Here is a 19,870-nt window from a genome sequence, read left to right on the forward strand (position 1 = left end):
GGCGAGTCCACGTCGTCCGCTGTTGCATCATCCACCCCCACCCCCAAGCACTGTCTCCGTCCCGCCGGAGCGGACGACCTGGTCGCGGAAGAAGGCCGGCTCAAGGAGAGCGTCGACAGCCGTCCAGTCGTACCAGTCAAGCATCCGGAGGTCGACGAGCGGCTGTCGTCGCCTGGCGCCCGCGACCGGAAGGTAGAGCCCCGGCAGGAGGTGATCGATCCCGTTCATGTCGCCGTAGTCGACCGCTCGCCGGCGGGCCCACTCGCTAATCTCCGCGATTGCCGCCGCGATGTCGGAGAGCGTGAGCGACCGGTCGGGCGGCGGCGGGACGAGGAGGACGGCGTTGGGCGCGCGGTTACCGGGGTCGTTGTAGTGTAACGCGACCCCTGTCGTCTCGGTCTCGTGGGGGACACTCTCGTGCCACTCGTCGACGAACAGGCCGACCATCCGCCCGTCGACATCCGCCGGGTCGAGGACCGGTCCGAACGCCGCAACCACCGACAGCCGGCCCGGCAGCGGATCGACCCCGTCAACGCCGACCCAGGTGTCTCCCGGCTCGTAGGGGACCTGACCGATCGTCAGTGGCTGGGCGTGGGTGCCGGTGAGCACCTCGCCGTAGGTCCTGGCCTCGCGGAAATGGTCGATCCGATCGCGGACCGTCGCTGCTCGTTGCAGCCATGTCTCCGCTGCGAGCTCCCGATCGTCCGGAACGAGGTCCTCGCTCGTGAACGTGGTCCGGAGCTCCCCCGGGTTCGTAGGCGTGAAGGGGGGCAAGACGACGAAGCCGTCGCCGAAGAGGGTTTCCAGCCGGTTGACCTCCGCTCCCACGCGGGCCTCGAGGGCGTCCTCCTCGTCCGGTGGCTCCATCTCGACCAGACGCCCACGAACACGCCGCAGCACCGCACGGGCCTGCACGCAGAGCTGACGTTCGGCATCGGGCGTACCGCCAACGGGAGTGCGCGGCGTCGCCCCCAGGACGCCGTATCGGGCGACCGCTGCCATCGGCCCGCGGAGGCTCTCGAGGATGCCCTCCCGGAACGCTTCGTCCACGGGCTCCTCGGCCACAACTCCGTCTATCGCCCGCTTCAGCTCGTCGATAGCGGACGAAAGCTCCTCGACGGTCGATTGAGCGCTCGGAACCGTCCCAGCCGTGTTGTCGGCGGGGAGCTCCTCCGGACCCTCCTCAACCAAATCCGCCACCGTCTCAAGGTGGGAGACGAACTCGGCGAGCGGGCTCGATCCCCCCTTCGCAGGCAGAGCCTCGAACAGCGCGGCGAGCGCCGGGTACTCTTCGACCGACGCCGAGAGGTTTCGAAGGAGGGTAGCCAGTTTCTTCGGGTCCTTTACCGCGTCCGGGTCGTACAGCCAAGCTGTCAATCCCGATATGAGCGGAATCGCCTCGATGTCCTCGCGGGAGAGATACCGAATGACCGATCCGGACGCAGCGAGGAACGCATCGAGGTAGGCAGCGACGACGACTCCGTCTGACCGATCCGCGAGTTTGCGTGCGATTCGCTGGTCGTAGGCGAGCAGCCGGGACGGGTGTCCATCGTCGGCCGGCGCTGGGCCCTCAAGCAGCCGGTGGAGCCTTGCCCTGACCTCGGTGAGCGTCGACCGTTGCATATATCGGATCGACCCGCCGACGTCGGGGTTCTCGCCCGTGACGAGGAACAGGTCGTGGAGCCCGCTTCGGCTTACGGGATCGATCAGGCTGAGCGCGGCCGACGTGAATTCCTCCGGATCGACGTTCCCGAGGGCCAGCAGCGCGTCGACCGCCGCGATGTCCTCCTCGGTCAGCACGGTCCCGTCGGGCTCCATCCCCTCCCGTTCTTCGGCGATTCGCTCCCAGTCTGCCGCCTCGATCGCCGCCGCCAGCGCACCAAGGGGAGCGTTCTCTGCATTTAGGACGCTCGAGGCGTCGAGGATCGACAGCAAACGTCGGAGGTTCGGACACCGGGTTGCGAGCACCTCACCCGGGTCCGGCCGGTCCCTGGGTCCATCGCGGACGACCCGACCGTCGGCGGCGTAGACGACCTCGCCGTCGCTCTCAAGTATCGCCGCGACAGTGAATGGAGTGCCGGGCGCCACCGATGAGAGGTCGACCGAGGCGGTGAACGTGCCGTCAGCGTCCACGGAGACGCTCGTCTCGCGCTCGAACCAACCGCTGCCGTCGCTTCCCCAGATGGTGACCGCGACAGTTTCGTCGTCGTCCAACGGGGAGGCATCGGAGGGTAGGGCGTTGAGCGCGGAAGCAGTGCGGTTCAGGAAGCTTCCGATATCAGTCCCGAAGGTCGATCCGTCCGGCTCGGCTTTGTCCGCGAGCACGTCGGAATCAGCCAGTTCGCTCTCGACAGCACCCGCGATGATGGCGTCGGGCGATGAGCGAGCAGTGACCGGTTCACGGACGGCGCTCCGCGTGCTCGGTCCGACAGGCAACGATTCCAATAGACTGCGGAGTTCGCCCTCGAGTTCGTCAGCGTTGACTGAGTTCGAGAGTGCTCCGAGCTTCGAGAGTGGGACCTCTTTTTGAACGTCCTCGGCCGTCTCGGCGAGCCAGTCGACCTGTCCGGTCACCGTCCGCGACCGGTCGTCCATCTTGTCGCGTGCGGCGGTCGCTTCAGAGCCGGGCAGCAGTGGATCGCCGGCGAGCGCCTCCCAGCCTCCGTCGGATCCCGCGTCCTCGCCAATAGGCTCCCCATCATGGGGTCGCGGGAGGCCGGCGGTCGCGTCGCCGATCGAGTGATCGGCGTCAAGCAGCGCCAGACGCTCATCGAGGACCTCAGCCCACGTGTAAAGACCGGTCCAGGCAGCTCCTGCACGTTCTTCCATTACCTCAAGGGTCGCCTCGTCGAGGCCCGGCCCGCGTGCTTCGGTGGGATGGGTCAGGTCGTCTGCCCGCACCGGACGCGACTCCTGGACGAGCGTCCGCAAGCTCCGAGCGAACTCGAGGACGGCCGCGACGCTTATCACTTCCTCGCGTTCGGTCTCCGCGAACGCTAGCTCGACCGCTGAATCCGCCGGGATCCCCTCCTCGGGGGGGTCGCGCAGCAGCCGGTAGGCAAGCAGCGACTCAAGCTCCGCTCGCGCCCCCTCCGCGTCGGATCCGAACAGGTAGAGGGTGTCGAGCGGGCCAAGCTCCAACTCTGACAGGGTCACGGTCGTCGATGTCGATCTGGGCTCGTCGTCCCCGTCCGTCCAGCGGATCGTCGCCCGACACTCGACCGAATCGGGGTCGGGAAGCAAGTGCTCGACCCAGGTCGCTATCGCGGGCTCCACCCGCCCGCGTGGAGTTCCCCTCGGGGGCTCCTCCGTCGCGTCCAACAAGACGCAGTGGCGGTGGGGGAAGCCGGTGTTCGTTCGCGGGGTCTGGACGACCGCTGGGTCGGGGAACGCCTCCCCCTTGGCTAGCGCGTCGATCGAGCCGCCGGCCCTCTCGAAGTTGCCCTGGCCGAGCTGGTGGACGCTCTCGGCGGTCAGCAGGTCGCCCGCGGCGCGGACGGCCGTCCGCAGCTCCTCGACGATTCCTTCAAGGACCGCGTACTCCGTGACGTCAACCTGGGCGTCTGGGAGTTCATCACCGCGGCCGAACGGGTAGCGATCCCATCGCTTCACGAGGCGGTAGCCGTCGACGGTGTCGCGGCCGGCGAGCTCGGCCTTCCGGCCGTCGTCGCTCCCCCTGGTGTCGTCGGGCCGTTCGATCTTATCAACGATCGCCGGGAACGCCGAGCGGAACGCACGCAGGTATCGCATGAGATCCACCTCCTCGCGGTCCAGTTCCTCGGCATCGGCAAGGGTTTCCTCGTGCAGTCGCCGCTCGAACCGGAACCCGAGCAGTTGGCCAAGGGATCCACCCCGACGAACGCCCCTGATGAGCCACAGCCCCGCTCGGACCCGCTCTGGCGAGAGGTCAATCCCCATGATGTTCCCGCCCTCGTCGGCTGTGTGCGCGTCGAGCCCACTCCGGAGCAACGCGGCCGTCGTCGCGTGTCCCTCGGATGGAGTGTGAATGTACTCAGGTCCGGTCGCTTCGTCCAGGTTCGGTCGGAGTTCCTCAACGAACCCGTAGCCGCCGACGTACAACCCGGGATCGTCCTCGGCCCGACGGAGTAGCGAGTCGGGATCGTGCTTGGGTTCGTTCTGGGTTTCAACGGGGGCAGATGGCTTGTCGCTTCCCCGTTCTTCGTCCTCTGTTCGATGGTCGCGTACCTGTTCATTGGACCCCCGACGTGCTCTCACTTGTTGACGGGGACGATCAGGTTCCTTCTTGGATTCGTCGTCCGATGGCTCGTCGGTCACGGGTTCTTCGTCCTCCGTCCGATGGTCGCGTCTTCTCGCACGTCGACGGGAACGATCGGACTCTTCCTCGCCACCGTCGGGGATCGTTCGGGAGTCGTCCCCCTCGAATTCCTCTGATCCCTCGGAGTCGCCGAAGAACGAGCCGGAGAGCCCAGGCTCCACCGTCGTGAGCTGGACGTTGCCGTCCGGACCCGCCCAGGTCATCGCATCGAGACCGTCGCCCTCGGTCCCCTGAACCTCGCGGAGCTCCAGGAGGTCCTTCGTTGCGATCGACGTCCACCAGGCGTCGAGACGGTGGTTCGCGAGATCGAGCGTCTCGTGCATCGCCGCCGCGAGCGAGACGGGATCGCGGTCGCGGAGGTACGCCAGACTGTCGGCGTACTCGCTCGTCCGCGGATCGATCGACGTGGACGAGGAACCCTCCCGAGCGACGATCCGGAGAAGATCACCGTAACTCATCTCCGGATCGACGTCCGGCCGGAGCGCTAGCGCCGGCGGAACCGGGTCGTCGAGGCTGTCGAGCGGGCCACGGTCGTCCGTCCAGAGCGACGGCTCTGGCCATCCGTCCGGGTGATCGCTGAACTCGGCGCCGATCCTTCGTCTCGCGGTGATATACGCTTGAAGCGTCCCGAACTGCAACAGGATCCGAAGCAGCGACCGGAGCGCGCCCGAGTCCCCGAAGTCGGCCGCGTTCTCGGCCATCACCGTCGGTTTGTCGGTCCCCCGGCTCTCCGCTACCATTCGCTCGACGAGGCCGATCGGGTCGTCGCTAGTCTCGATTTGCTCGACGAACCGCTTTCGCTGGGCGGTCATGCCCAGGCCCGCCCACTCCTCTCTGGAGAGGTCAAGGACGTCGAAGTCGATCCCCACCCACGGGTACGATGGGGCGTACGGAATGTGTACAGTGATTCGTTCGTCCTGCCAGAGATCGAGCGGGTGGCCGAGTTGGTCGATCGCGCGCGGGCTCCTCGCGAGCAGGATGTCGACGAACGCGTCGATGTTGGCGTCGACGTCGTCGTACGGCGAGACGATCCCTCTGTGTGGGGATCCGACCACGTCGTGGAACTGCTGGAAGTGGGAGAATCGCGGAATCCCAGAGTTGAGATCGAGCTGCGGGGTCAAGTCCCCATCAAAGGGGTACAGCGAGCCGACTCGCGGGTCCAGGTCGGTCGCCCCGGCGCGCTCAAGGGCGTTCCGGACGGTCCGACGGTGGCCCGGGAGAAACAGGTCGGCCACTTCGGAGCCCACCGGATCCTCCGTTTCGTGATCCTCGCCCGAGTAGACCATGGTCCGGTGGCGAACGTCGGAGGAGACGGCCGTCCGCTTAAGCAGGCGGATGAGCGCATCCTCGTCGACGTCCGAGCCGAACGGGAGTTCTGCCGCGGCGGCGCTCCACTGGGCGCCGAAGCCGACGACGCGCTCGCGGAGCCGGTTCCGCATGAAACTGTCGAGGAGGGTCGGCGAGACTAGACGGGTTCCCCCGTCCTCGACGAGCCCGTACGATCCCTCGACGCCGCCCTCGTCCACAGACCGTGTTGACGCCGTCCGCTCTGGGGTCCTCTCGATCTCGCTGTTCGAGCCGGGGCCCAGTCCCTCGCGTGGCGTCGCCGGATCGAAGCTGAACCGGTAGAGCTCCCGTTCAGCTTGCTTGAGGTCCTCCGTCATGGAACGGGCGTAGAGGACGTCCTCCGACAGCGCGTCGGCCGTCGGGTCGCCTCCTGTTGTAGCGGCGGTGCCGGCGGCGAGATCGGGCTCCGACTCGATCCCGTCCGTTTCGTCTTCTTCATCAGATCGGCTCGGATCAACGCCGGCCGCCTCGAATTGCTCTCGCGTCAGCCCTGCCTTTATCAGCGTCTCCGGATCGACGCCTGCGTCCATCAGTGTCCTCGTCGTCACCCCGTTCGAGAGGAGCGATTCTGTATCGAGCCCGGCGGTGATGAACTCCCCCAGTCCGTCGCCAAGCGCGGTAAGCACCTTGGGGAGGACACTCGCCTCGGCGAGTGTCCGGGGGTCGAACCCGGCCTCTTCTAGGTCCACGGGGGTCACGGCCCCGTTGAGCACGGCGGCTGGCGTGACTCCGACGTCCTCGAGGGCGGCAGCGGTGACTCCCGCCTCCCGAAGTCCGGTGGGTACCAGTGCGTCGGCGACCGCGTCGGTGGTGATCCCCACCGACCGGAGCGTCTCGTCGGCGATCGTCCCGTTGAACAGCTCCGCAACGGTCACGCCTGCCTCCGAGAGCCGGTCAGAGGTAATCCCCGTCGCCAGCATCTCGTTCGGTAATATCGTCTCGGCGACCGTGGCGAAGTCGATCCCGGCCGCCTCCAGCGTCCCGTCCTCGACCTCGCCGTTGACGAGTGCCCGCGGAGAGACCCCGGCGTCCTGGAGGATCTTTGGGGTAACGCCGGCGCGCTTGAGATTCCGTGGGAGGACGGCCTCGGCGACCGCTCGGGTATCGAGCCCGAGCGCTTCGATATCACGATCGGAGAACTCGCCGCGGAGGAGCGCCGTCGGGGCCACCCTGGCGCGGGCCATCGCCTCGGGGGTGATCCCGAGCTTCCTCGCCTCATCGCACAGCACTGCCTCGGCGACCTGCTTGATCGAAACTCCCGCCTCGGCGAGCCGGTCGTCGGTCACCGCACCCCGCGCGAGATCACCGGGCGCGATCCCAACCGAGGCGAGGCGGTCGGTATCGATACCGACATCCGCGAGCCGGTCACGAGAGAGCCTCGACGTCGCGGTGAGGCCGACCCCATCCCGGATCAGTCCCGGGGGAGTGATCCGTTCCTGGTTAACCTCGATTGCCTCCTGGGTCGACCCGCGAACGAGGTGTGACGGCTCCGCACCGGCCTCGATCACCGCGTCCGACCGGGCCCCCGCTTCGATGAGCAGTTCCGGATCGATCCCGCCGGACGCGAGGTCCTCGAGGTCGTAGCCTCGGTCCCGAATTTCCTCGATGTTGACCCGTGAGGCGAGCAGGTCGGGGAGCAGCGACGACTCGAGCACCGAGAGGTCGCGTTCGGTCTCGACGGCGGTCGTCGGCAAGATCCCGTACGGGTGGGCTCCAATTCGCAGTGCGGGAAACGGACCCCGGCCCCGAACGTACCTGATGAAGTGCCGCCGGTAGGCGTCGAGCCACAGTAGGTGCGTATTGACAGTCGGCCCACCCTTGTCGTCCCGATTGCCCCAGAGGCTCTGGTTCCCCACGAATTTGTTGTCGACCAGAACGTGCTGGAGCGAGTAGCCTAGGGTCGCCGGCCACAGCGCGGAGTTCATATGGCGGGCATCGCGCTGTTCGGTCCCGTCAGCATTGGCGACGTTCGCGAAGACGTGGTCAGTCCCGTCCCCCCGATCGATAGCTAGCGCACGAGCGAGGAGGTCACCATCGCTGCGATCATATGACTCGACCTTCGGGGGGACGCACTCGATCTCCATAGTCTCGCGTGGGTCGTCCGCCCGGGAGTAGCCCGACGGGAGGTCGTGGTTGTTCGTGGGCGTGCCCTGTTCGACGAACGAAAGTCCATCCGTGTAGTGGTGCGCGTCGAGGAGGTCTCCGAGCGCGTTGGGTGTCTCCGACGCGTTCATCGAGGCCTTCACCCCGACGACAGAGAGTCGGTCGAATCCGCGGCGATGGTCGAACCCGGCGAGGGCGCCTAGCGGGAGCCGAAGGGCCATGCCGACGTTCTCAGCCTCCCGAAAGTCGACAAGCCACTCGGTTCCTTCAGCAGCCGGCGAGTCGCTTTCAAGGGTCTCTGAAAGCAGCTCTTCTGCCACCGACTCCAGTCCCGGCCCCACCTGAAGGGGGTCGGGGATCGCCTCGCCAGCCACGGCCGTTCGGTGGCTCGTGCCACCGGCGTCTTCCCACTCGGCGATCGCGACCCAGCGGTCTGGAAGGAGTTTCGCGCGGGCGCTTTTCGTCCACGACTCCGGTCGTCGCGGGACCTCTGGGAAAGAAAGCGGGGACAGTCGCTCAGGCAAGGCCGGTAGCTCCGGAAGCTCCTCAGCCACCTCGTCGTCCGACTCTGCGGCCTCTGCATCACCGGCTGCTGGCCGCTCGGTACGGTGGTCTCGGACGATCCGCGAGCCCGTCCGGGTTCGCATTCGCTCGGAGGGATCGATCCGTCTCGCCTGTGAGGCGTGAACCCTGGTCCTCGGCCGCGTCCGGTCCTCTTCCCCTTCAACCGGCTCCTCCACGACGTCGAGTTCCTCTTCGATCGGATCCTCCACATGGAGTTCGTCGTCCGGTTCCTCGATCACGTCGAGTTCCTCTTCGGTCGGCCGTTCGATTACGTCCGGCCGCTCCACCTCTCTGTCGATGAGCTGCCCCTCCTCTTTATGCACGATTCTACCGAGTGGGCGGTCGTAGCCGTCGTCCGGCGGCTTTGGAGGCGCCGTCAGCAGATCCACCGCGAGCCCCTTATCAGTCGGTTCGAGACTATGGACGACGAACGCCGCCCGCTCGCGGCCGAACCGGTCGAGCAGCTTCTTCCAGGCGCGTTCTTTCAGTTCATGATAACGATCGTGGTGTCCACCGGAGAACTTACCCGTTGAAACGTCACCGGCGAGGCTCTCGACGACCGATCGCAGCCGACGATCGGGGATCCGCTCCTCGAGGTAGCCGTTCGCGTCCTCCACCACTTCTGGATTGGGGTGTCGGGCGAACCAGAGCACCGTCCAGAAGTACGTCCCCCACTCGACCTCGTCCTCCGTTAGTTCGGACTCGTGGGCGTCCACGTGAACCTGGTCGGGGTAGACCCGCACGAGCAGCTGTTCGGGATCATTATCATCTTCCAGGAACCCCCGGCCCCCGTCCCCATCTACGAAGCGGGTCTCGAGTCGTATCGGGAGGAGCGCGATCGGCTGTTCCTCGAGTTCTGGAAGGGGTTCGGAGAGCTCGTCGTACGCGTCCTGAAGGGCCTCGACGAGGTGCTCGGACTCCCGCTCGCGCCCAGCGATGCCGGCTTCGACCGTGATCCCGAAGAGGACGATCAGATCTCCGATCGCCTTCTCTTCGATCGGCTCACGGTCGAGGACTTCACCGACGGCCTCCTCGACCGATTGCCAGTCGGCCTCGCCGTCCCCGACAGCAACGAGGCGTTCTAGACTCACGGTGGCTTCTGGACCGATCTCTCGGCCGGCGTTGAATTCGTCGGCGAGAGTTCGTCCGTTCGGAAACACCGGCTCCGTTAGGAACCAAAGCGACTCTGCCAGGCCGGCCTCCTCGCCACCGAGTGCCTCAAGTGACGATCGAACCATTTCGACCGCTTCCTCCTTATCCCGTTCGCGTACGACTGTGTCCCGCAGCTCGGTCAGCGCGGCGTGAACCGAGCGGAGAGGGTTCAACCGCGCGTCAATCGCATGCCAACGCGACCGCGCCTCGGCAGCTTTGCCCAGTGAGCTGTCAGCGCTCATCGGATACCCCCGAGACGTACGATCGGCCGGGGGTAATCAACCAACCTTGCCGAAGTTGCCTTCCCCCGTGACATGGCCTCCCGATCCGGGTCGGCGATCATGTCGGCAGCGTGTATACTCACACGAATTGGCCTGATCCACGTGGCAATGGCCATGTGGGCGCTGTTATGTCCCCATTCAGCCGCATCCTCTCGCCCGTACTCGTGGTTCCCACCTTCTTCGAACGAGCTGCCGGCCTCGACACGCCACGTCTCTCGCCCGGGTCGCGAGCTCGAGACGTCGACAAACTTCGCCGCGTTCGGATCTCCGTTATCGACGAGGTGTGCCCAGGAGACGGCGCTCCACCCGTGGTCCGCGGGTCCCGCGTCCGCGTCACTCCCAAGCTGGTGGAGGCGGCCGTCGCCGTCGGTAATACCGGGTGGAACCTCGCCGACGTCCTCCTCCGCGCCCACGTCGAGGCCAAACCGTGGCTCGCCGGGTGCTTCTTGGAGAACAAAGAACCACCCCTCGTCCGCGTGGTCGTCGGCCGTTTCCCTATCGTAGGGGGCGTAGAGCGCCTCCTCCACGGTCAACGAGAACCCGAAGAACGTGATGTCCGAGGAGAGCGTACCGCGAAAGATGGGATAGGCGATCTCATCGTCCTCGTCGTCCTCGGGCATAACGTGCGTCCGTGGCAGCGCCGGCGTTCGATCCCCTTCGTCCTCCACGGCCTTGACGGCAAACACATCCGTCGTGGGATAGCGTCGGAGCAGCTCGCCCCTGATCAGGAGGACGACCGTCGCTTCGTCGTCACTGGGGCTGTTCTTGCCAAGGGAGTTCCCGGTCCAGGTGTGAATCGGTTCGATATCGGCCATCGCTTCGGGATCATGAGGATCCAGGCCTGGCGCGCCTTTCCGGTTCCAGAACCGCCGGAAGTACGTACCTCGCCGATCGGTCGGAAATCGGTGCCACTGGAGCTCGCGAGCCATCTCGTGGTTGAGTCCGGTCGTGAACGCCTCGATGAATTCGGGGTTTGTCACAAGCGTCCCCATCGAATTCGTCGGGATCGATTCGACGCCCGGGAGCAGGTACTCCTCGTCCAGCTCCGCGAGCAGCCTGAACGTCGGCTCCGTGAACGTCGGGGCGGCCATGACGTCCCCGAGGGGATCCTCGCGTTCCTCGAGCGTCGGGATCCCCAGGGCGGTGCCGGCGTGTCCGTAGAGTCGTTTCGTAGGCTCGAACCCTTCGGCGATGGCCGAGGTGAGCTCGGTTTCCTTCGGAATCGAGAGCTCCCTCGGGGTCGACGCCCCGAGCGGTTGGGCGCCAAGCGTCTCAACGTCGATCCCGTCGATCTCGATCTCTTCGACGGCCACGCCGGCGAGGGTGGTCGTGTCATCCTCGATTCTCTCCGACCGGGCGTCAAGCGCGACCCGGAGCCGCATCGTTACCCCTTCGATGCTCGTCAGTGCATCTCTTGTTCGATCGAGGGCATCTCGGACCGCCCTGAATTCGTCTGGGTTCGATCGGAGGAGCTCGATCGCCCTCTCGACCTCGGTTAAACAGCGGCGATGGTACAGGCGGAGCTCCTCAAGGCGCTCGCCCGCGACCGCATCCTCCAGGGCAGTCTCGACCGAATCGATCGCTTTCTCGATCCGCACCACCGCCTCGTGGACGGACGAGGAATCCCCGATTTCGACGTCTATGGCGTCCCGGTCTTCCCTTCGGATCGAGTGCGAGAAGGTCGAGATCGCCTCGCGGGCGCCACTGCACTCCTCGTCGAGGCTATCCAACGCGGAATATCCATCGCGGACCGTTTCGGGAATGTCGTTCCGTTCCGAAAGCGGCATAAAGGCCCGATCCGCTTCCATCGTAGCCAGTTCCTCGGGCTCGGCGAGCCGGTCGGCCACTGCCTCCACAAACTCCGTATCGGCGGCCAGTCCGGCACCAGTATCGAAGAATGCGCTCGGATCGGCGACGTCCGCGATGATATTGGTCTCCCCCGGCGGTCCGAAGTCGGGCTCCAGTAGCGCCCGACCGCTCTCGAGGACCACCTCCTCGGTCTCTTCGTCTCCCACCTCACTATCCGCGGTAAAGGCGAGTCCGTCTGTCAGCCGCGGCACCCTCCCCGTTTCCAACCGCGTGTTGAAATTCGGCGTATTGACGGCCATTCCAGGTCGCCGCGCCAGTGGGCCGGTCGACCGGGTCAACCGTCGGAAGGCAGGCGAGGTGAGCTCCGTCGGCTGATCGCTGTCCACCGTTCGGGCGTGAAGCGTCGTGGTTCCCGTCCGAACCGAGCCGTGTAGAGGGGCGGTCAAGCTCATCATTGTGCCCATCGGGAGCGTCTCGAAGACCCGGAACCTGTCGGTCAGGACGAGCTCGTCGACCTGGAGCCGGTGAAGCTTCCGGTTGGCCTCTCTGAGCTCGCCGAATTGCTCCCACGCGCTGTGAAGCAACCGGTCCGCCTCCCGCTGGATCACCTGCGTCCCGTAGCCGGCTGCGATCCGGTGGCGCGGATCAGTGTTGAGTTCGTCGAACCAGCGCGGGTAGTCGCTCGCCCCCTCCGGGTCCTTGAGCTCCGGAACGCCGGCGTGCCACTGGCCGTAGAGGTGTGGTCCCACGGCGCCGTATCCGACCTCTTTTCCGTGTTCACCTTCCTTTGTCAGTTCTTCGATCTCCCGTGGCTGATTGAGCAATTCGCGGAGACGCCTCTTAGCCCTCATAGTGTAGGTGATCGGCTCCGCGCCGATTGAGCGAAGGGCCCCGCCGAGTCCGACGATACCCTGATCAGTCTCAGGATCGTAGCTAAGTTTCAGATCGACGGGACCGGGATCGGTAACATCGATCGTCTTGAATCCGATCCCGGGGCCGAACTCGACCGGCTCAAGCAGGCGGGCGAGGTACTCGAAGTCGCCGACTGCGTCCGTACGGAACGTCCAAGAGTGATAGACAGGAAGCCTGACGGTTCGCTCGTCCTCCCAGGCGAACCCGATTGAGTCGCCATTGTCCTCCGGCTTTAACCCGAGGCCGGCCCGCCGGCCGGGTTCAAACGTCGGTACGACACACGCTCGGTACTTTGTCTCAGCTGAAAGATTCCGCGGACAGAGAAGCCGCGAGCGGGTGTGCGTCGAGTCAGTTGAGAACGCCTCCTCCAGGTCCTCGGCACCGACGTGCTGAGCGTGCGCCCAGGCCCATGACTCGACCGGATCCGGGAGTTCGTCTGTCGGCGTACGGACAACCGGCAATGGACCGACCCCAGCGGGTTCGTACTCGATCCGATCCTCTCTGAGTGCGACCAGACAGAGCCACGGTCGGTTTCGACCGTGACCGTCGGCACGCTGAGGACTGTAGCGCCAGGGCAGCTCCGGGTTGTCGAACTCGATCAGTGGAAACTGGTTCGGTGGGAACTCCTGGGTGTGCGGCTCGGGCTCCATCCGGACGACCTGGTCCGTGTCGATTCCGGTGACAGCACCCGGTCCGTAGATCGAGACGTCAACCGAGACTGTCCTGGTTATTTCGCCTGCCTCGCCGCGGCCGCGGACGTCGAGGTCGATCCGAGTCTCGCCGGCAGCCTCGATTCTCTTGGCACCTCGCTCGAATGTCTCGGTGGGTCGGTAGCCACTCCTCGCGACGGGGACGAACGTGAACTCCGTCGTTGGATCGCTCCCGGTCTCCGGTGAACGCCGTCTCCGCCGGGCGGTCGTTTCCGCCTCTTCGAACGTTGCTTCCTCGAACGCCGTCTCATCGGTCGGTTCATCGGCTCTCCGAGCGCGTACGGTAGTCCTCGGTCTCTCGGTCATTGGATTTCCTCCATCGGAGTCTCTCTCGTGGGGACGACTCTGAGCGAGCGAGCGTGAGTCGGATTCTGCGATCGGTAGCGGGACAGCGCCCGCTTGGCGGTCGCCTTCGACATTCGCGCGTTCGGTGCGGTTGGGATGCTCACAGGAGTTAGCGAGCCACCCTCGACAATCACGTACCGGTCGCTCGACATCGAGATCTTCCCGCCAAGTCCTCCCACATCCGGGTTCGCTCTACCGCGGTGGCCTTGCTGGAGACCGTCGTCGGTGTGCAGCGGCACGGTCCTACCGTCGGTAATCGCTCGATCCGCGAGTTTGTCCGCCTCACTTAGCCGGAACCGCCGCAATCCGGTCCGTCTGGCTGGCGAGTTCGCCACGGCCCCTACGTCCTCAAGCGCGGCGACGACCCCGGTACCGAAGCCCGAGAGCGAAGTGGTGAAACCGCCGAGAGAAGCCAGGGGTGCGCCGTTTCGCTCGCTCGCTTCGTCGAAGACGACGCAGGAGTACTCGAGCGTCGTCTGCCGGAGGTTCGCCTCCCGGCCGTCTCCGTCGTCGTACCCGAGGTAGACGCCTCGGTCGCGCAGTTTGCGTCCGGCGGGGTGGGTCTCGAAGGCGGGACTTTCGAGACGCTCTGCGTCCGATAGCTTCGCGTACTGTGCGGGCGCGAAGTGCTCTTCGGTCTCCGCGGCCAGCTCAAGGGCAGCCCCCTCGACCGTCGCGTCCGCCAGCTCGAAGTGGGTGTACTCCGAGGGCGTGGCCTCGCCGAACTTCTCGATCTCAAAGCCCAGCGGGACGACGGTCTGTCTAACACCGATCTCGGCGAGAGGGTGAGCGATCACGCGCTCTCCATCCTCGTCGATCTCCCGGAGGTCAGCAAAACCATCGCCCACGTTGGGTAACTTGGCCATCCAGTTCGCCGCGCGGGCGAGTTCGGCCTCAAGTTCGGGCATGACCCGCGCCCTGGGGAGCTCGACAGTCACACCCGAACCGAGTTTGACGTCGAGGCTCGCCGAAATCGAGAACAGAAAGAGCGAGATTTTGATCTTTCCCTGAACGCGGAACGGACCCGGTCCCGAGATCGTGCCGTCAATGTCGACCGAGAACCCCTTGCCTTTGACTGTCACCGAGAACGACGAGTGGAAGTCGGCGACGAAGCCGAAGGGATCGAACTCGATCAGTGCGTCGAACGAGATTCGTCCCTCGGCCAACGCTGGCCCGGCTTTCGCGACGGCGTCGACGCTGGCGCCTGCTTGGACCGTGTTCGAGGTGATCGCGAGGTAGCCAGCGAACTCGAGGGTGGGGTTCCCGCTCGACGGGCCGAGCGTGGCTGTTACCCGCTCGAGCGAGGGGACATCCGATGGGGGATCGTACCGAGGGTTGAACCCGCCGATCGAAAGGACAAACTGGGGGTCATCACCGCGTTTGGTCCGCAGCGCCATGTCGCCGGTGAGCGTCCACTCAACCAGTCGGGAGTCATAGAGGCTCGCGTCGACGTCCACCCGCTCCTCGTCAGGATCGATGATCCCGCTGGCGGCCATGTTGAGCGTGACGCGGTCATTATCCTCGTTCGGGAGGACGACTTGGAAGTCACCAAGGACCGCAATCTTCCAGCTCGGAAGTTCGAGTACCACCCCAAGGTTGGCGGTGAGAATTGTCGGCTCGCCCCATTCAAGCTGGACGATCGGTCCGAAGACGTGCGAATCCGGCGTCACCGGAAAGATCCGGCGGAGATCACTCAAGATGCGATCGGCGTTCACCACCGGATCCTGCGGGAAGAGTACGGAATCGAGCGCCCCGTCGCGGACGACCTGGCCGAGGGACTCGGCCTTGACCGACCGGTGCAGCCCAACGATCCCCCCGGCCCCGGTGAGCGAGAATCCAAGTCCGAGGCGAATCCGTGGGAACTCCCCAGCGACGATTACGAGCAGCGAGTATGCCGCCTCGTCCCCCGGAACGTCGGTGCTGAGCAATCCGACCGCGTTGAGGGTGATCTCGCCGATTTTTAGGACGACTACGCCCGTGTAGCGCTCATGTTCTGGATCGTAGTCGAGGAAGCCACCGCCGGTGACCACCCCTACGTCGATGGATATAGCGATACCGTTCGGCGGTTGGACACCGACGTGGAGGTCGATCGGGCCGAGGTTCCCATTCCCATCCTCGGGGAAGCCCACTTCGGCGGCGATGCCGAATCGCGATATCGATCCGGTTACCGGGCCAATCTCAACGTCTGCTGACGCGGAGCCCTCGAACCGAACTTTGTCGGCGTCTTCGTTCGGGAGGACGCCGAGGTAGAGTTCGGTCAACTCGATCGGACCGACGCGCTGTTGTTGCGGAAGCGACACTTCGAGACCGGTGCCCCGTTCGAGGAATAGCCCCCGATCCGACGACCAGCCGACTGTCACGTCGAAGTCGTACTCAAGGCCGTCGTCGGGGAGCATCGACGCGAGGAAGGCATCGAGTTGATTGGTGTCAACGACAAGCCTGCCCCTCGTTGGCACGTTTACTTCGAAAATGGCTTGTCCGTTTTTGATCCCGACTGACGCGCTTAGTTCAGCATATTGTACGGAGAGACGGCTTCCGGTAGCACCGCCGAGTAGCGTAGTCCCGGCTCGCCCCGATTCAAACCCTGTAAATACCAGTCCTGTGGTCGCGTCAAGATTCGGAATGGGATGATCAGTCCCGATGACTTCCGCATGTGATCCCGAGTTGTCAGTATCCGGCCATAGGCCGATACCCCAGCCCGTCTGGTCAGCGTCCGTAGCAACGTTGAATGTCCATCCTTCCCCGACCTCCACGGTTTCCGAGGCTCCAGCGAGACCATACGGAACGACGGCCATCCCCGGAAGTTCGTGTTGGGGCGTTCCGGGAAGAGGGACAATACGAAAGCCCACCGACGTGGATCCATCCTCCTCGAACACACTGATTACCGGCACTTGGAGTTCCTGTTCGAGCTGGTCGTATTCCACGGCTGTGCCGACGAGGTCCTCTACCATCGATCTCGGCGGTTCCTGAAAGGCTGCGGGGATCTGGAATCGCCAGAATATCGTGCGTACATAATAAAGAACCAGGAACCCGGTAAACGTTTCCTCCCCCCATCCGAACACATTCACAAAGACCTGATTGGGATCATCCAGAAACTCCGGAAGCTTCGAGAAGTCAACCCTCAGTGGGACACCCTCCTCAATAATCCCAGCCAAACAAAGCGCGTCGTGAATTGATCGGTGATAGGTGGAAAGATACTTTACAAGGAGAAAATCGAGCATTCGAGTCGCGACCTCGTTACCGGAGATGTGTGTAAAATCCAATGTTTGGAGTGTTCGGATGCCCGAGTAGACGTCGTTGATAGCCCCAAGGAGCACATGATAGTTCAGGCCATCAATCGAGATGTTCTCGCCAGATCGGATGGGATCGAAGAACTGATTTCGGAGCGTCTCCAAGGCAGATCCTACCTCGTCTTCAACCAGAGAACGAATCGTTTCAACTTCGGCATCGAGGACGTCCTCGCCGAGACCGAGTCTATCCAGCAGATCTGCCACTTCGTGAGTGCCCCCACGGAGGGCAGTATCGAGGGGTTCGAGGACCCGCACTAACTCGACCGTGAGCTTTTCCGCTGAGCTGAGTTCCGGGGATTCTTGTTCGGTCATTCACCACACCACGGGTACCTCTACGGGGTGACGCTCGATTTCCATACGTTCTCGAGATACAATCGGCAACTCAGCAGGCCGTACCGACACTGATCTCCCCCGTCCCATCGACCGAGCGAGATCCGGTGGCGCATACAGAACTTCGGCGTAGTATTTATCGCGTGATGCGATCTTCGAAGGAGCCACCCCGAAGATCTTCTCGGGGCTTTTCCCTTGGGACATGTCCCAGATCTTCGCATCCCACTTTTTTATCACCCATTCACCGTCGTCGGTTAACGCCTCTTCCGAGTCAATTTCGAGATCAAGGGTGGAGTCTGGGAAGTTCACTCCAGTCCACTTTTCGATTGCATCTAAAAGAGGATATTGTTCGAAAACGGCAAGTTCGGTTTTCCATGAAGGGTCAGTGACCGTAAGGTGCCTCCCTGATACAATGTCATCGTCACCAAGAGGAGCACCGAAGCTGAATCGGTGGAGATGGTCGTGAGGCAGGTCTAATGGACGGTACCGCCACACGGTTTCCAACGGGGGGTGTCCGCCGGTTTCCCGTTGCCGATGTTCGTTTACCACCGGCAAAAGTCTGAGAAAGAGCGCTCCATTTCCCATAATCCGGATATCCTCCGTAGTATTGTAGACATCCGATGGCTCAATTCGGATACGTCCATAGTATCGTTCGGTACCTTGATGCATTTGTTTCCCTAACGTAATCTCTTTCAGGCCAATAGGACGTATTTGACTGTACATTTGGGAAACTTGTGCCGTGTAATTGGGGTCGCCAATCCAACCGTGACCAGGTAGAAACCGTTGCACGATCCCTCCTTTGTCCGAATCGATCTTCCGATAGCCGAACGTGTCCTTTTCCGGTTTTATATAATCTTCATCCGTCAAATCATCCCATTCAACACCAAAATAGGTTGTCCGTAACCAATCGGCAATCTCCGAGTCCGAGAGAGCCGCGATCAATATGATTCCGATAACAGCGATGTAAATCGCGGCGACGCCAAATCCGACAGACGCAGCCAAGACTCCCGCGGCCGAGTAATACGCCGCCGAAAGGCCGAGTACGCCGCTGAAAGCGGCAGCTCCATATCCCCAGGCAGCATTGTCACCACGTTCGATCGCATCGGACATCGAATACACGTTGAGGTAGATGTCAAGGATGTCCAGTGCTGGACCGATTCGTTTAGCAGCTTCACCTGCCAGTGCGTTCGCTTGGACGGATTGCCTCCGAGCAGCCTGCTCCGGTACACCGAACAACTTCTCAAAGTCGTTTCGGAACCGTGTGATAATCTGTGGTCCGTCGATGAGCAGTCCAATCATCGTCCGAAACGCCCGAGCTTGTTCGACATCCGATGCGTCTGTATCCGCCATCGTACTGAGTGCCCCGAGTGCACCTGAAACGCCAAATGCGAGCTTCAGTTGACCCGTCGCAATTGCGGCGCTTGGGACCTCTAATTGACTAACGAACTTATCAAGCCCATTCACGAGTACAGTCGAAATGGCCATCGTCTCCTGGGTCGTCCATGATTCGATGCCTTCGCGCTCAAATTCGCTCAGCCGCCCTGATTCCCATTTCGGACGGACGGCGTCGATGTCCCTCCACGAAATTTCATCTATCGCGTTTTCTATCAGTTCGTCGGTAGCGTAAAGTGAGGTGATGCCTGCAAGGAACTTCTCCACTACTTCGCTCGGTTTGGGCTTGTTGGCATGCTCTACGAGACTCTTGTAAGTTGGATCGGGTTCCCTAGTGGCATAAAATTGATACAATCCTGGGAGCAGCTGAGACAGGAGGTCCGTGACGTACTCGCCAATAGAATAAGGTTCCAACGTACCCAGTTCCGATGCGGGGATGTGAGCAAAACTCAACCGACGCGAGTCCCCTGAACGAACATAATAATTTTCCACCTGCTCTTGGTTCTTTGCAAAGACGGTAATGTAGATCTCTTTTGCAAATTCGATTGCCTCATCATCTTCTAAAAGAATCTTGTTATCCGACTCATCCCTCCCTTTCCATAGTCGAATTGGGCCCAAAAATGAGAAAGGATTCAGTATCGATTTTCTCTGATATTCGAACAAATCAGCCAGGAATTCTCGCCCACAGTGGGAATGTGAGAGCCCTTCGGTGAGCTCCCGGGCGATGATGATCTGGTCTCGGAAGCTGCATTTGACAAATGCGGCATAGAATTCATTGTCTTTGGGGTTAAAATCGACTTCCCTCGGTGTTTGCACCTCCTCCCGGGGGTTTTCCGAACCGTATTTCATATAGTGAATCAAACGCTTTGCCTTCCACTCGACCGAGGTGCGCCGCCAGAAGAGTTGCCGTCCGAACGAGATGAACTCATTATCGAACGAATCGTCGTCGAACAACCGAGTCTGTAGCCCGCCCACTAAATAATCAATTTCCGCCTCCAAATCGAGTGCAGCGGCGAGATTCTCGTCCCCATCCCAATCGCGTCCCCTCGCCTCGTGAAACTGATCCACACCGAGGGCTCGGTACAATTCCTCCGTTGAGAACCCGTCAGATTCTCTGCCTTGGCTGATTAGCTGTTCGATCGTTGACCACAGGTAGACCTTGCCGATATGGCGCTGCTGGAACGCCTGCCACTCGTCTAACGCGGATTTGTATTCCTCATGAAACCCTATTGCCGTTCCTATTGGGCCCAGCCTCGGCATCGATCTCCCCGGGGTTATTTTTCCTTCGGGTAAGATATCCCGCGGCCCATCCATACCGGAACCGTCACCTGAACTCAC

Annotated in this window: 4 protein-coding genes; all 4 read right to left on the reverse strand. The window is 63.0% G+C overall.

Features of this window, described 5'->3' with window-relative positions:
* Positions 1-27 precede the first annotated feature (27 nt).
* Positions 28-9,402 carry a BGTF surface domain-containing protein gene (locus V2L32_RS00850; protein WP_331232245.1) on the reverse strand — a complete coding sequence of 3,125 codons (9,375 nt, stop codon included), beginning with the start codon at positions 9,400-9,402 and terminating at the stop codon, positions 28-30.
* Between the two features lie 299 nt (positions 9,403-9,701).
* Positions 9,702-13,115, reverse strand: coding sequence for a hypothetical protein (locus V2L32_RS00855; RefSeq protein WP_331232247.1), 3,414 nt, complete (start codon positions 13,113-13,115; stop codon positions 9,702-9,704).
* Positions 13,116-13,477: 362 nt separating this feature from the next.
* Complete coding sequence (locus V2L32_RS00860; RefSeq protein WP_331232248.1) at positions 13,478-17,122, reverse strand: DUF6603 domain-containing protein; 3,645 nt, start codon at positions 17,120-17,122, stop codon at positions 13,478-13,480.
* Positions 17,123-19,870 (reverse strand): hypothetical protein, encoded by a 2,748-nt coding sequence (locus V2L32_RS00865; RefSeq protein ID WP_331232249.1) that lies wholly within the window; start codon positions 19,868-19,870, stop codon positions 17,123-17,125.

This window comes from Halalkalicoccus sp. CGA53, assembly GCF_036429475.1.
Classification (GTDB): domain Archaea; phylum Halobacteriota; class Halobacteria; order Halobacteriales; family Halalkalicoccaceae; genus Natronorarus; species Natronorarus salvus.